Origin of the sequence: Saccharopolyspora spinosa NRRL 18395 (genome assembly GCF_000194155.1) — a bacterium.
Classification (GTDB): Bacteria; Actinomycetota; Actinomycetes; order Mycobacteriales; family Pseudonocardiaceae; genus Saccharopolyspora; species Saccharopolyspora spinosa.
The window spans coordinates 394,481-408,732 of the sequence record NZ_GL877878.1; the positions used below are offsets into that span (position 1 = coordinate 394,481).

The 14,252-nt window shown below is 69.3% G+C and carries 16 protein-coding genes; 14 read left to right on the forward strand and 2 right to left on the reverse strand.

What is annotated here, in order from left to right; translation table 11 throughout:
• Window positions 1-292: 292 nt before the first annotated feature.
• The 3 genes from lepB to SSPN_RS0101985 are packed head-to-tail and all read left to right on the forward strand — an operon-like array spanning window position 293 to window position 2,312.
• On the forward strand, window positions 293-1,195 hold the full coding sequence (gene lepB, locus SSPN_RS0101975) for a signal peptidase I (protein ID WP_187764705.1): 903 nt from the start codon (window positions 293-295) through the stop codon (window positions 1,193-1,195).
• A gap of 7 nt (window positions 1,196-1,202) precedes the next feature.
• Window positions 1,203-1,955, forward strand: a complete 753-nt coding sequence (locus SSPN_RS0101980; RefSeq protein ID WP_010305971.1) for a ribonuclease HII — start codon at window positions 1,203-1,205, stop codon at window positions 1,953-1,955.
• A 33-nt stretch (window positions 1,956-1,988) separates the two neighbouring features.
• Window positions 1,989-2,312, forward strand: a complete 324-nt coding sequence (locus tag SSPN_RS0101985) for a DUF2469 domain-containing protein (RefSeq protein ID WP_010305976.1) — start codon at window positions 1,989-1,991, stop codon at window positions 2,310-2,312.
• A 24-nt stretch (window positions 2,313-2,336) separates the two neighbouring features.
• Here the strand turns inward: SSPN_RS0101985 and SSPN_RS54195 are convergent, their stop codons facing one another.
• A complete protein-coding gene (locus SSPN_RS54195) occupies window positions 2,337-2,594 on the reverse strand; it encodes a hypothetical protein (protein ID WP_148271915.1) in 258 nt (85 codons plus the stop codon).
• Window positions 2,595-2,702: 108 nt separating this feature from the next.
• Here SSPN_RS54195 and SSPN_RS0101990 point away from each other — a divergent pair, with 108 nt between their 5' ends.
• The 5 genes from SSPN_RS0101990 (at window position 2,703) to whiG (ending at window position 7,856) form a co-directional block, all read left to right on the forward strand.
• A complete protein-coding gene (locus tag SSPN_RS0101990; protein WP_010305980.1) occupies window positions 2,703-3,104 on the forward strand; it encodes a YraN family protein in 402 nt (133 codons plus the stop codon).
• Window positions 3,105-4,619 (forward strand): YifB family Mg chelatase-like AAA ATPase, encoded by a 1,515-nt coding sequence (locus tag SSPN_RS0101995; protein ID WP_010305984.1) that lies wholly within the window; start codon window positions 3,105-3,107, stop codon window positions 4,617-4,619. It abuts the gene before it with no gap.
• Window positions 4,619-5,776 (forward strand): DNA-processing protein DprA, encoded by a 1,158-nt coding sequence (dprA, locus tag SSPN_RS0102000; RefSeq protein ID WP_010305987.1) that lies wholly within the window; start codon window positions 4,619-4,621, stop codon window positions 5,774-5,776. The genes SSPN_RS0101995 and dprA overlap by 1 nt, the downstream gene beginning before the upstream one ends.
• Window positions 5,777-5,899: 123 nt before the next feature.
• Window positions 5,900-6,874, forward strand: coding sequence for a tyrosine recombinase XerC (locus tag SSPN_RS0102005; protein WP_029534876.1), 975 nt, complete (start codon window positions 5,900-5,902; stop codon window positions 6,872-6,874).
• Window positions 6,849-7,856, forward strand: coding sequence for an RNA polymerase sigma factor WhiG (gene whiG / locus SSPN_RS0102010; RefSeq protein WP_010305995.1), 1,008 nt, complete (start codon window positions 6,849-6,851; stop codon window positions 7,854-7,856). The genes SSPN_RS0102005 and whiG overlap by 26 nt, the downstream gene beginning before the upstream one ends.
• A gap of 146 nt (window positions 7,857-8,002) precedes the next feature.
• Here whiG and SSPN_RS61405 read toward each other — a convergent pair whose 3' ends face one another.
• On the reverse strand, window positions 8,003-8,557 hold the full coding sequence (locus SSPN_RS61405; RefSeq protein WP_010305998.1) for a M23 family metallopeptidase: 555 nt from the start codon (window positions 8,555-8,557) through the stop codon (window positions 8,003-8,005).
• Between the two features lie 408 nt (window positions 8,558-8,965).
• On the opposite strand from SSPN_RS61405, the gene rpsB reads away from it, so the two are divergent.
• The 6 genes from rpsB (at window position 8,966) to SSPN_RS0102045 (ending at window position 14,126) form a co-directional block, all read left to right on the forward strand.
• Entirely contained in the window at window positions 8,966-9,784 is an 819-nt protein-coding gene (rpsB, locus tag SSPN_RS0102020) for a 30S ribosomal protein S2 (RefSeq protein ID WP_010306002.1), read from the forward strand.
• Window positions 9,785-9,973: 189 nt separating this feature from the next.
• Complete coding sequence (tsf, locus tag SSPN_RS0102025; RefSeq protein ID WP_010306004.1) at window positions 9,974-10,789, forward strand: translation elongation factor Ts; 816 nt, start codon at window positions 9,974-9,976, stop codon at window positions 10,787-10,789.
• A gap of 212 nt (window positions 10,790-11,001) precedes the next feature.
• Window positions 11,002-11,751, forward strand: coding sequence for a UMP kinase (gene pyrH, locus SSPN_RS0102030; RefSeq protein ID WP_010306007.1), 750 nt, complete (start codon window positions 11,002-11,004; stop codon window positions 11,749-11,751).
• Window positions 11,752-11,851: 100 nt separating this feature from the next.
• Window positions 11,852-12,409, forward strand: a complete 558-nt coding sequence (gene frr, locus SSPN_RS0102035) for a ribosome recycling factor (RefSeq protein WP_010306009.1) — start codon at window positions 11,852-11,854, stop codon at window positions 12,407-12,409.
• A 36-nt stretch (window positions 12,410-12,445) separates the two neighbouring features.
• Entirely contained in the window at window positions 12,446-13,291 is an 846-nt protein-coding gene (locus SSPN_RS0102040; RefSeq protein ID WP_044573200.1) for a phosphatidate cytidylyltransferase, read from the forward strand.
• A 103-nt stretch (window positions 13,292-13,394) separates the two neighbouring features.
• Entirely contained in the window at window positions 13,395-14,126 is a 732-nt protein-coding gene (locus SSPN_RS0102045) for a class I SAM-dependent methyltransferase (protein WP_010306018.1), read from the forward strand.
• Window positions 14,127-14,252 lie beyond the last annotated feature (126 nt).

Here is a 14,252-nt window from a genome sequence, read left to right on the forward strand (position 1 = left end):
GGCGTTCCACTCGGAACCACCGACCGGCCCAGGTGTACGCACCTGGGCCGTTTCGCGTGCCGTGGATAGGCGTTTTGCCCGGTGGCGGTCGCGCATCGGTGTCGGTCGGGTGATCCACCTTCGAGTGATCACCGGCTGGTCCGTGTGGTGTCGTCCCGCTCCCTCGAATCGGATTTACCGGGAAATAGCACGTCAAAGCGGTGCCGCGGGGCGTTCGAATCAGGTGCCTGCGGCGGGGGGAGCGCGACGGCGGCCGCCGCGGTTCCAGTAGCCTGGCCAGGTGGCCGACGTCATGCGCAGCGGATCAGCGGAAGACCCCAACGGCGCGGAGCGCCCCAGTGGTGCCCCGGACGAGCCGGGGGATGGTGCCCGCCGTCGCAAGCCCAAGGGCAAGAAGAAGGGCTCGTTCTGGCGCGAGCTGCCGATCCTGATCGTCACGGCACTCGTCCTGACGGTGCTCATCCAGGCGTTCCTGGCCAGGGTGTACGTGATCCCATCGCAGTCGATGGAGCAGACCCTGCACGGGTGCACCGGCTGCAACAACGACCGGGTGCTGGTGGACAAGGTCACCTACCGGTTCAGCGATCCGGAACCGGGCGACGTGGTGGTGTTCCGCGGCCCGCAGCCCTGGGTGCAGAACGAGTTCGAGGTGGATGAGCCGTCCAACCCCGTCGCCGGTTTCTTCCAGGGCGCGGCGTCGCTGCTGGGCTTCGGCGCTCCGGACGAGAAGGACTTCGTCAAGCGGGTGATCGCCGTCGGCGGCCAGACCGTGGCGTGCTGCGACGCGCAGAACCGGGTGCTGGTCGACGGCAAGCCGCTCAACGAGCCGTATCTGTACTGGGAGCCCGGACGTGGCGTCGGTCAGGACGAGTTCAAGCCGGTGAAGGTGCCGCCGGGGCACCTGTGGGTGATGGGGGACAACCGCAACGACTCGGCGGACTCGCGGGTGCAGGGCGGTGGCGGTAGCAACGGTGCCGTGCCGGTCGAGAACGTGATCGGCAAGGCCCAGCTGATCGTGCTGCCGCCGACCCGCTGGCAGAGCATCCCGGAACCTAACCCGCAGACCACCGCGCTGGGCGCACCGGCCTGGCAGACCGGGGTGCCGATGGGCGTCGGGTTCGCCGCGGCGTTCCCGACGCTGTGGCTGGGTCGTAGGCTCGTCGGTGTGGTGAACAAGAGACGGTCGTCGGAGTGACGTCGAGGTGACGGTGGCGGCGTTCCGGCCGCCGAGGTCGGTGATCCGGCGCAGCAGTGGTAACTGGGCCCTCCAGAGCGCGTTGGACCGCAGGGGCCTCGGGCCGGTGGCAGGTGTGGACGAGGCCGGGCGTGGCGCATGCGCGGGTCCGCTCGTGGTGGCCGCGTGCGCGCTCCGCCCGGGGGACGCGCGGCGGTTCGACGGGCTGACGGACTCGAAGGTGCTCTCGGAGGCCGATCGGGAGCGCCTGTACGACCGCGTGACCGAGCGGGCGCTGAGCTGCTCCACCATCGTGATTCCGGCCGAGGACGTCGATGCGCTCGGAATCCACGTGGCGAACCTGGAGGGCATGCGGCGTGCGGTCGCGCAGCTGAACCCGCATCCGGGTTACGTGCTGACCGATGGCTTCCGCGTGTCGGGACTGGCGACGCCCAGCGTGGCCGTGGTGAAGGGCGATCTGGTCGCGGCCTGCGTGGCCGCGGCGTCGGTGCTGGCGAAGGTGACCCGGGACCGGTTGATGACCGCGCAGCTACACGTCGAGTTCCCCGACTACGGGTTCGACGAGCACAAGGGGTACAGCACGCCCGTGCACTCGGCCCGGCTGACGCGGTTCGGCCCCTGCGCCGAGCACCGGTGGTCCTACGCGAACGTGGTGTCCGCGGCGCAGCGGCACGGGATGCGCTCGCCGCGCATCGTGACCAGCAAGCCCGGGTTGTTCGATGCTTCGGAGGGGGATGTGGTGGACAATGAGGCGTTGTAGTCCGAACGGCAATGCAGAAGGGCTCGCACAGCGATGAGCGCCGAGGATCTCGAGAAGTACGAGACCGAGATGGAGCTGCAGCTCTACAAGGAGTACCGCGACATCGTCGGGCAGTTCACCTACGTCGTGGAGACGGAACGGCGCTTCTACCTGGCCAACGTCGTGGACGTCCAGGTGCGCAACTCCGACTCGGAGGTCTACTTCGAGGTGGCTATGTCGGACGCGTGGGTGTGGGACATGTACCGGCCGGCGCGGTTCGTGAAGAACGTGCGGGTGATCACGTTCAAGGACGTCAATGTCGAGGAGCTGGACAAACCGGACCTCCGGCTGCCGGAGAGCGGCCCGTTCGGTTCCTGATCCCGATCTCGCAGCCCGGGTGGTCTATCCGACCGCCCGGGCTTCTTCTTTTTGCGGGCCGTTTTGCAAGCCGTTGTACAAACCGTTTTGCAAGCCGTTGTGCAAATGTTGCGTGACCCCAATTCCTGTATCGGCGGATTCTGCAAATTTCGCAGTATGCGAAGCGATTCTTGCTTGAATGACAATTGTTCCTACTCCTTCGGGTGAGGAGAGTTGTCCACAGCGGACGGATTGATCCACAGATTTCGAAAATAACTGGAGATCGGTCCCGAATGCGGGCACCTTGGATGCATCGACGTGCTCGAATCCCTTGGCGTACTTGGTGGAACTCGCTCATGTGCGCTTCCGGATACCGGCACGGAACCCCGAACCCGAATCGAGGAGGAAGCCGTGCGCCGGAAGAAGGTCGTGGGTCAGCTGTCCGATGACGACACCAGGGGCCGCAGACATGCGTTGGGCGCCGAGGGGGAGCGGCTGGCGGCAGCGCTCCTGGAACGCTGCGGCCTGACCGTGTTGGACCGGAATTGGCAATGCCCGCAAGGAGAACTCGACATCGTCGCCACCGACGGCGACACCGTGGTGTGCTGCGAGGTCAAGGCGCGCTCCGGCATGGACTACGGCGGACCGAGCTACGCGATCGTGCCGGAGAAGATCAACCGGATCCGGGGCGTGGCGCAGTCCTGGCTGGCGGCGCGTGGCCTGGTGGGTTGCCGGGTGCGGTTCGACGTCGTGGCGGTGCTGTGGCCGCCGGGCAAGCAGCCGCGCATCAAGCACTTGGAGGGGGTGTTCTAGATGGCACTGCGACGGACCTGGGCGGTCGCGCTGTTCGGAGTGGACGGCGTGCTCGTCGAGGTAGAAGCCGACGTGCGCAAGGGTGGGTTGCCATCTGTGCAGCTCCTTGGCCTGCCCGACACGGCGCTGCAGGAGTCGAAGAACCGGGTGCGCGCGGCGATCCAGAACTGCAAGGAGGACTGGCCAGCGAGCTGCGTGACGTTGGCGCTGTCGCCGGCCGCGCTGCCCAAGACCGGTACGTCGTACGACCTGGCGCTGGCCTGCGCGGTGCTGGCCGGGGCGGAACTGGTGCCGCCGCACCGGCTGGCGGGCACGGTGTTGTTCGGCGAGTTGGCCCTGGACGGGCGCATCCGGCCGGTCCGTGGCCTGCTGCCCGCGCTCCTGGCCGCTCGCCGGGCGGGCATGCGCCGGGCGGTGGTACCCGCCGAGGGACTGGCCGAGGCGCACCTGGTGGAAGGCATCGAGGTGCTCGGCGCCGGGCACCTCCGGGACGTCGTCGGCTGGCTGCGCGAACTCGGCGAGCTTGATCGCCGACCGCCGCCGGTCGACCAGCCGCCTGCCGAAGACGTGCCGGACCTTTCCGACGTGCTGGGGCAACCCGAGGCGAGGTGGGCGCTGGAGGTCGCCGCGGCGGGCGGCCACCATCTGCTGATGGTCGGGCCGCCGGGCACCGGCAAGACGATGCTGGCCAAGCGGCTGTGCGGGCTGTTGCCGAGCCTGACCGCGCCCGAGGCGTTGGAGGTCACCGCGATCTGCTCGGTGGCCGGCGACCTGCCAGGGACCGCGCTGATCCGGACCCCGCCGTTCGTGGCGCCGCACCCCACGCTGTCGATCCCGGCACTGATCGGCGGCGGCACCGGACTGGCGAAACCGGGCGCGGTGAGCAGGGCGCATCGAGGGGTTCTCCTTCTGGATGAGGCCTGCGAGCTCGGGGCGAAACGGTTGGAGGCCTTGCGAACGGCGCTGGAGGAAGGCGAGGTCCGGCTGGCCCGGCGCGACGGCACGCTGCGCTACCCGGCGCGGTTCCAGCTGGTCCTGGCCACGAATCCGTGCCCGTGCGCGCCGGCTCGCGACCTGGACTGCCAGTGCCCGCCGCAGGTCCGGCGGCGCTACCTCGGAAAGTTGTCCGGGCCGCTGCTGGATCGGGTCGACCTGCGGGTTCGGATGCGTCCGATCACCGCGATGACCGTGCACAGCGGCGCCGAGCCGGAGGGCACGGCGGCGGTGCGCAAGCGGGTGGAGGACGCGCGGGCGGCAGCGCGGGAGCGGTGGTCCGCGCACGGGTGGCAGACCAACACCGAGGTCCCGGGGCCGGTGCTGCGGCGGGAGTTCGCGCTGCCGGTCGAGGCGACTGGACTGCTGGACCGGGGGCTGGAGGTCGGCGCGATCACGGCGCGGGGCGCAGACCGGTGCCTGCGGGTGGCCTGGACGCTGGCCGACCTCGACGGGAGTGATCAACCGGGTCCGGAGCACGTGGCGGCAGCCTTGGAGTTCCGGGACAGGAGGGCGGCGTGATGACGAGGTGGACCGTGATGGGGGAGAAGGCGAAGCGGGAATTGCTGGCCGCCAGGGCTTTCCTGGCCGCCGTTGCCGAGCCGCCGGCCCCGGCGTTGGCCGGGTTCGTCGCGGAGCGCGGCCCGTGCCGGGCGGTCGGCCTGATCCAGCGGGAGAAGGCACCGCCGGACGTCGCGGCGGAGGTCGAGGCGCGGCGATGGCACGTCTCGGGCGAACAGCTCCTGGCGGCCGCCGAGTCCGCCGGTGTCCGGCTGGTCGTGCCGGAGGACCCCGAATGGCCGCGCGGGGCATTCGACGGTCTGTCCGGGGCGAGATCGATCGACCTGCCGGGGATGGCCGAGCCGATCGCGTTGTGGGTCCGCGGCAAGGCGGTGCTGTCCGAAGCGGCGGAGCAGGCGGTGGCCGTGGTCGGTGCCAGAGCGGCATCCGGCTACGGCGAGCACGTGGCGGCGGAGTTCGGCCACGAGCTGGCGACCGCGGGGTTCACTGTGGTCTCCGGGGCTGCGTACGGCATCGACGGAGCCGCGCACAGAGGTGCTCTCGCAGCGGGAGGTTTGACGGTTGCCTTCCTCGCCTGCGGCGTTGACGTCGATTACCCGGCGGGGCACGGCAGGTTGCTGCGCGTCATCGCCGATCAAGGTGTCGTCGTGAGCGAATATCCGCTGGGTACGCCGCCTCGGAAGCACCGTTTTCTGGTCCGGAACAGGCTGATCGCGTCGGTGGGCCAAGCCACCGTCGTGGTCGAGGCCAGCGCTCGCAGCGGCGCGGCCAACACCGCGAACACCGCCGATGCGTTGGGAAGGCCCGTGTTGGCCGTGCCCGGGCCCGTGACGTCGAAGAATTCCGTGGGCTGCCACGGGATGGTCCGGTCTGGGCAGGCCGTGCTGGTCACCCGCACCCAGGAGGTCCTGGAGGCGCTGAGCCCGCTCGGCGCGTTGCCAGCGGTCGAAATCCCTGCCCAGCACCGCCGCACCGATGGGCTGCATCCGGATGCGCGACGCCTGCACGATGCTCTGACCGGTACGGACTGCGCCAGCGCGGACGAGCTGGCGCGGGACTCGGGGCTGCCGTTGGGCAAAGTCCGGGCGCTGCTGCCGGAGTTGGAACTGGCCGGGTTCGTGACCAGGTCCGAAGGGGGGTGGTCCGCGACGGAGTGATCACGCGATCACGTGCTGACAGCTGAACTTCCACGGCGCAAGCCGAATCGCGCACCATTCAAGTGATCATGATTCGGCGTGGCGATGCTTGACCGATGCCGGTGCGAGGGCCAGCTTCGACGTATGGCCCGCCCACGTTCCGCCGAACCGCGAAGACCGGATCTACGAGTGGCTCGGGCGAAACTGCCCGAGTCGCTCGGCACCGCAGTCGACGCGTTCGAACGACATCTCGCTGCGGAACGCGGGTTGTCCGCGCACACCGTTCGCGGATACATCGGTGACGTCGTCTCGCTGCTGGCGCACCTGGCCGCCTCGGAGAACGGCGGAACCCCTGCTGCACTGGACATTTCCGTCCTGCGGGAATGGCTTTCTGCGCAGCACGCGCACGGCGCGAGCCGGGCGACGCTGGCCCGGCGGACCGCCTCGGCCCGCACCTTCACCGCGTGGGCGTTCCGCGGCGGGCTGCTGCCCGTCGACCCGGGGCCGCGGCTGGCGGTGCCATCGAAGCAGCGGAAGCTGCCCGCAGTGCTGCGCGTTGACCAAGCGGGTTCGGCGATGCAGGCTTCTGCGGTGGGTGCGGAACAGGGGGATCCGGTGGCATTGCGGGACTACGCGGTGCTCGAACTGCTGTATGCCACCGGGGTTCGCGTCGCCGAGCTCTGCGGGCTCGACGTCGACGACGTCGACCGCGAGCGCCGGCTGATCCGCGTGATCGGTAAAGGAGACAAAGAACGCGCCGTGCCCTTCGGCGTACCTGCGGATCAGTCGATCGGGCGCTGGCTTTCCGATGGCCGGCCGAAACTGGCCAGAGAATCGTCCGGTGCCGCATTGTTCCTGGGTGTCCGAGGTGGACGGCTCGACCCGCGTGCGGTGCGACGCACTGTGCACGACGCGGTCGGCGTGGTGTCCGGTGCGCCGGATGTCGGACCGCATGGGCTGCGTCACTCGGCCGCGACCCATTTGTTGGAGGGCGGTGCTGACCTCCGTAGCGTTCAGGAGTTGCTTGGTCACGCTACGCTCGCAACGACCCAGCTTTACACCCACGTGACCGTTGAACGGCTGAAGGCGATCCATGACCGAACTCACCCCCGTTCCTGACCACGCCGGGGGCGACGCCGACACGGTGGCCGCGAGATCGACCTCGGTATCGGTGACCGCCCGTGATCAAGGCGGCTCGACCAACGGCCATGTCGGCGACCGCGCATCGTGTCGGAGGCTGTCCGTGGCGACCGCTGAGCCCGCCGCGTCCGCCGCGTCCGCCGATTCCACCGAATCCACTGCGTCCGCCGGGCCTGCGACCGGCGCGGATCACCGCAGCGGCGACGAGGTCGAGGCCGGAATAGTCGCGTTGTGGCAGGCATTCGGCCAGCGTCGCGACCAGAAACTGCGGGACCGGTTGGTGCTGCACTACGCCCCGTTGGTCAAGTACGTGGCCGGCCGGGTTGGCACCGGTCTGCCGTCGCACGTCGACGTCTCCGACCTGATCCAGTCCGGGATATTCGGGCTGGTCGACGCGATAGAGAAGTTCGAACCGGAGCGCGGTCTGAAGTTCGAGACCTACGCGATGCAGCGCATCCGCGGCGCCATCCTCGACGACCTGCGCGCCCAGGACTGGGTTCCGAGGTCGGTGCGCAGCCGGGCCCGCGATGTGGAGCGGGCGCTGGAGCGCCTCGAGGCGAAGCTGCAGCGCACCGCGACCGATGCCGAGCTGGCCAGCGAGTTGGAGCTGTCCCTCGATGAGCTGCGGGAGCTGTTCGCGCAGCTGCAGATGACCAGCGTGATCGCGCTCGACGACCTGATCGGCGCGGGTCCGGCGCAGGCTTCGCTGGCCGAGACGCTGCCCGACGACCGGGCCGAGGACCCGGTGGCGGCGTTGGTGGACCGGGACAGCCGGCGCCAGCTGGCCGAGGCCGTGGAGCGGCTCAGCGAGCGGGACCGCGTGGTGGTCACCCTCTACTACTTCGAGAACCTGACCCTGGCCGAGATCGGCAAGGTGCTCGGCGTGACCGAATCGCGGGTCTGCCAGCTGCACACCCGCGCGGTCCTCCGCCTCCGCACCAAGCTCACCGAACAGGCCTGACCTGCTGCAGAGGCCGGTTCCGGGCTTGTTCTGCGCGGCGGTGCGGGTGACGGAACATCAAGGCCACTTCCCACCGCAGCGGCTCTCCGCGAGACACCAGGGAAATCGACGTTTCGTGCTCCCCCGGAATCACCACGGATACGACGTCATCGCCACGGTTTCAGCCGGACGTGGCCGAAGCCGAGCAGGCGTAGCGGGTCGAGGTAGTCCCGGCGCTGCCGGGCGCCCCAGTGCAGGCAGGCCCGGGGCGGTTCGGCGGTGCACCCCGGGTGGCCTGGCTCCAGATGGCCGATGGGCTGTCCCCGGGTGACCTGGTCGCCGACCGCGACTCCCGGCGCGACCGGCTCGTATGTGGTGCGGAGGCCCCCGGCGTGCTCGATCGACACCAGGTTGCGATCCACCATCCAGCCCGCGTAGACGACCATGCCGTCCCCGGCCGCCAACACCGGCTGGCCGACCTCTCCTGCGAGGTCGACACCGCGGTGACCTGGGCCGAAGGTGTGCTCCGGGGCCTCGAACGGTCGCGTGACGGCAGGCGGCGGTGCCAGCGGCCAGCCGAACCGCGCGGCTACCGGCGGCGCTGGCTCCGGCGCAGCACGCGGTCGTGCTGACACCGTGGGTGGCGGCTCGACGAGCGTTGCGGTGAGGCCGAGGGGCCCGGCGGCACTGCAGCAGATGAGGACGGAGATCAACAGGCGCATGGTGCAACCGTGGCCGCGGGTGGCCCGGGTGAACAGGGGGAAATCAAGATCTGTGGACAAACCCGGCGGCTGTGGACAACTCGCAGTCCACGATCGGGTCAGCCGGGGCGTCCAGTACACTGTCAGCGCGGTTTCGTGTCCGCACGGACCGACTTCGCGTGCCCGCACGCCCAGCTTGAGCAGGTAGACCGACTTCGTGGTCGGCCACCGGTTGGAACAGCAACTAGTTCGACGCTTCGGACGCTGCTGCTCCCGGCAGGGTACCGGCGCCCTCGCGGTCCCGAGCTCTTCGCCGAGCCCGGGTGGGGGCGGCCGGGTGGGTACCAGGGCGACGGGCCACCCGGTCCGCCGCGGCAACCGGATCGCGCGCCAAGCGGCGCGCCTGACTCAAGAGGTGCGAATCAGGCTATGGCCGTCGTCACCATGAAGCAGCTGCTCGATAGCGGCGTGCACTTCGGGCACCAGACCCGGCGCTGGAACCCGAAGATGAAGCGCTACATCTTCACCGAGCGCAACGGCATCTACATCATCGACCTGCAGCAGACGCTGACCTACATCGACGGGGCGTTCGACTTCGTCAAGCAGACGGTCGCACACGGCGGGACGATCCTGTTCGTCGGCACCAAGAAGCAGGCGCAGGAAGCGATCGCCGAGCAGGCCCTGCGGGTCGGCATGCCGTTCGTCAACCAGCGCTGGCTGGGTGGCATGCTCACCAACTTCCAGACCGTCCACAAGCGTCTGCAGCGTCTCAAGGAACTCGAGACGATGGAGCAGACCGGGGGCTTCGAGGGCCGCACCAAGAAGGAAATCTTGATGCTGACCCGCGAGAAGGACAAGCTCGAGAAGACCCTCGGCGGTATCCGCGACATGAGCAAGGTGCCCAGCGCCGTGTGGATCGTGGACACCAAGAAGGAGCACATCGCCGTCGGCGAGGCCCGGAAGCTGGGCATCCCGGTCGTCGCGATCCTGGACACCAACTGCGACCCGGACGAGGTCGACTACCCGATCCCGGGTAACGACGACGCGATCCGCTCCGCCGCCCTGCTGACCCGCGTGGTCGCCGACGGTGTCGCCGAGGGCCTGATGGCCCGCAGTGGCCGCACCAACGGTGCCCCGGAGGGCGAGGAGAAGCCGGCCGGTGGCGAACCGCTGGCCGAGTGGGAGAAGGAGCTGCTGGCCGGCTCCGGCCAGGCCACCGAGGGCGGCGAGCAGGCCGCGCAGTCCTGAGTCCGCTTGCCGCGCGCCGGTCACGCGGTCGGCGCGCGGCGCGGTCCGGCTACCCGCCAGGCAACCTGGTGGGTGCCACCCGGGCCGGGTTCGCATCCCCACTGAGCTGGTTGAACGCCACGGGACGCGGCCCGGCCGATGTCTGCAAGACCTTCGAAGCTGCGTACTAAGAGGGACGGATAACGCACGATGGCGAACTTCAGTGCGGCCGACGTCAAGCGTCTTCGCGAGCTGACCGGCGCCGGCATGATGGACTGCAAGAAGGCTCTTGAGCAGGCCGACGGCGACTTCGACAAGGCCGTCGAGAGCCTGCGCATCAAGGGCGCCAAGGACGTGGGCAAGCGTGCCGAGCGCGCCACCGCCGAGGGCCTGGTCGCCGCCGACGGCGGCGTGCTGATCGAGCTGAACAGCGAGACCGACTTCGTCGCCAAGAACGACGAGTTCATCGAGCTGGCCAGCAAGGTCGTCGCCGCGGTCCAGGCCGCCGGTGCCGCCGACCTGGAAGCCGCCCTGGCGGCCCCGCTGGACGGCAAGACCGTCTCCGAGGTTATCCAGGAGCTGTCCGCCAAGATCGGCGAGAAGCTGGAGCTGCGCCGCGTCGCAAAGTTCGACGGCGAGGTGGCCACCTACCTGCACCGCCGGTCCGCGGACCTGCCCCCGGCGGTCGGCGTGCTGGTCGAGTACACCGGTGACAATGCCGACGCAGCGCGGGGTGCCGCGATGCAGGTCGCCGCGCTCAAGCCGAAGTACCTCAGCCGCGACGACGTCCCGGAGGACATCGTCGCCAACGAGCGGCGCATCGCCGAGGAGACCGCGAAGGCCGAGGGCAAGCCGGAGAAGGCGCTGCCGAAGATCGTCGAGGGTCGCCTGAACGGGTTCTTCAAGGAGAACGCCCTGCTGGACCAGTCGTCCGTGCAGGAGAGCAAGAAGACCGTCAAGGCCCTGCTCGACGAGGCCGGCGTGACCGTCACCGGCTTCGTCCGGTTCGAGGTCGGCCAGGCCTGATCGGTCGCTGTTCGGCGGCACGCCGGGCGGCATCGCAGGTTCACCGGCTGTGGTGAACCGGTCACGGCCGCCAGCCACGGCACCAGCGCCCCGCCTTCGTTCGCAAGGCGGGGCGCTTTCGCAAGATCGCGGCGCCTGGCGCGGCGCCGTTGTCGGCGAGCGGGCCAATCCGCGCAAACTTCAAGCCATATCGAACCTCGCGGGAGGAACCAGTGACCGACGACGGCCCAGCGAAGCGCGGCTACAGCCGGGTGCTGCTCAAATTGGGCGGCGAGATGTTCGGCGGGGGCAGCGTCGGGATCGACCCGGACGTGGTCGGCACGGTCGCCCGGCAGATCGCCGAGATCGTCGCCGACGGGGTCGAGGTGGCCATCGTGATCGGCGGCGGCAACTTCTTCCGCGGCGCCGAACTGCAGCAGCGCGGCATGGAACGCGCGCGCGGTGACTACATGGCGATGCTGGGCACGGTGATGAACTGCCTGGCGCTGCAGGATTTCCTGGAGCGTGAGCACGGCATCGACACCCGGGTGATGACCGCGATCACTATGGGGCAGGTCGCCGAGCCGTACATCCCGCGGCGCGCGATGCGGCACATGGAGAAGGGACGTGTGGTCATCTTCGGTGCCGGCACCGGCATGCCGTACTTCTCCACCGACACCACTGCGGCGCAGCGGGCGCTGGAGATCGGCTGCGAGGTGGTGCTGATGGCCAAGGCGGTCGACGGCGTCTACACCGCCGACCCGAAGACCACCCCGGACGCGAAGCTGTTCGATAGCATCACGCACCGCGAGGTGCTGGAACGCGGGCTGAAGGTCGCCGACGCGACCGCCTTCAGCCTGTGCATGGACAACCAAATGCCGATCCTGGTGTTCAACCTGCTGGAAGAAGGCAACATCGCCCGCGCTGTCGGCGGTGAGAAGATCGGCACGCTGGTCAGCACCCCGGACGCTCCGTCGGCCTGAGGGTGCTGGATCCTGATCTGCGGCGGGCCCGCACTGGGGGCGCGCCGCGCAGCAGGCGACACTACGAATGTCCACCGGTCGGCAGACTTAAGGAGCAGCCGTGATCGACGAAGCTCTTCTCGAAGGCGAGGAGAAGATGCAAAAGGCGGTGGAGGTGGCCAAGGACGAGCTGGCTACCGTCCGCACCGGCCGCGCGAACCCCGCGATGTTCTCGGGCATCGTCGTCGACTACTACGGTTCGCCGACGCCGTTGAACCAGCTCGCCAGCGTCTCCGTGCCGGAGGCGCGGCTGGTGGTCATCAAGCCCTACGACGCCAGCCAGCTGGCGGCTATGGAGAAGGCCATCCGCGACTCCGACCTCGGCGTGAACCCGTCCAACGACGGCCAGCTCATCCGGGTGGCGATCCCGCAGATGACCGAGGAGCGCCGCAAGGAGATGGTCAAGCTCGCCAAGCACAAGGGCGAGGAAGGCAAGATCACCCTGCGGGGCATCCGCCGCAAGGTGAAGGAAGAGATCGACCGGATCGTCAAGGACGGCGAGGCCGGCGAGGACGAGGGCACTCGCGGTGAGAAGGAGTTGGAGAACCTCACCCACCGCTACGTCGCCCAGATCGACGAGCTGGTCAAGCACAAGGAAGCAGAGCTGCTAGAGGTCTGAGTGGTGACGGCCGGCCAATGCGAAGGTGAGTCCGGAATGTCCGCTGGCAGCCCGGACCCGCCTTCGCGTCCTTCCCGGGCCGGACGCGATCTCCGTGCCGCCATCGGCGTCGGGGTAGTGCTCGGTGCCGCGATCATCCTCTCCCTGCTGATGGTGCGGTTCGTCTTCATCGGCATCGTGGCCGCCGCGGTGGCGGTGTCCACCGTCGAGTTGGCCAGCGCGCTCAAGCGCGGAGCCGACATCCGCATCTCGCTGGTCCCGGTGCTGGTGGGTGGGCAGGCCATGCTGTGGCTGTCGTGGCCCTTCGGGCTGCGCGGGACGCTGGTGGCGTTCGTGATAACCGTGCTGGCATGCCTGGCGTGGCGGTTCCGGCACGGCGTGGACGGCTACGTGCGGGACGTGACCGCGTCGGTGTTCACCGCTGCCTACGTACCGCTGTTCGCCGCTTTCGCGGCGATGCTGGTGCGGCCGGAGGACGGCGCGTTCCGGGCGTTGTGCTTCGTGATCGGTGTCGTCGCTTCGGACACCGGTGGCTACGCGTTCGGCGTGCTGTTCGGGAAGCATCCGATGGCACCGAAGATCAGCCCGAAGAAGTCCTGGGAGGGCTTCGGTGGGTCGATGCTGGTCGGTGTGGTGGCCGGCGTCCTCTCGGTGACGTTGATGCTCGACGGTCAGTGGTGGCAGGGCGCGCTGTTCGGGGCTGCCTTGGTGGGCACCGCGACGCTGGGCGATCTGATGGAATCGCTGATCAAGCGCGATCTCGGCATTAAGGACATGGGCAACCTCCTGCCCGGGCACGGCGGCCTGATGGACCGGATGGATTCCCTGCTGCCGTCGGCCGCGGCCGCCTGGATGATGCTCTTCTGGCTGATCCCGACCTGAGGAACCCGCTGCTCGGCATTGCGTCAACGCTCGGTGTCGGGTACCTGGGAGCGGTCGGTTGCGCCGCTTCGAAGACGAAGGACTAACCGGTTCAAGGACAGTGATGCGAACCTGGCGGAAGCCGGCCCGGCCGCAGGTGACGCCGAGCCCGAACATCTGGCATTGGCCGGAGCTCTTCGAGATCGAGAACCGGGCCCAGGACTCCACCGGCGCGTTGTGGCGGGCGCTGCGGGAGCGCTGCGAGTGGGCCGGTCGCGACGTGGTCGACATCGGCTGCGGCGACGGCTTTCACCTGCCGCTGTTCGCCGCCACGGCCCGGACGGTGATCGGCGTCGAACCGCATCCGCCGCTGGCCGAACGCGCTCGCGGCCGGCTGGCCGGAACTCCTGGTGTGGACGTCAGGGTCGCGCCCGCCCAGCAGTTGCCGCTCGCCGACGCCAGCGTCGACCTGGTGCACGCCCGCACCGCGTACTTCTTCGGTGCCGGCTGTGAACCGGGCCTGGCGGAGGCGGAGCGGGTGCTCCGCCCGGGCGGGATGATCGCGATCGTCGACCTCGACGCGTCCCGTCCGCCGTACGGGGACTGGATGCGAGCGGATGCTCCGCAGATCGATCCGGATGCGATCGAGTCGTTCTTCGAACGCCACGACTTCGACAGCGCCCCGGTGGACACCCTGTGGCGCTTCGACGACCGGGAAACCCTCGAAGCGGTGCTGGGCATCGAGTTCTCGGCGAAGGTCGCCGCCCGCGCAGCCCGCGAGACGCCCGGCCGAACGATCCCGGTCGGCTACCGCCTCCGCACCCGCCGCAAGCCGGCGGGCCTGTTGCGCGCCTGAGCGGTGGGCTCGCGATCCGGTCAACGTCTAGCGGACCGACGTACTTCCGGTAGGTGGAATCGGCTGCGTCGCTGATGGTGCCGGGGGGCGGCGCGCGCTTGCGCTGCGCTCGCCGGGCTGGAGCAT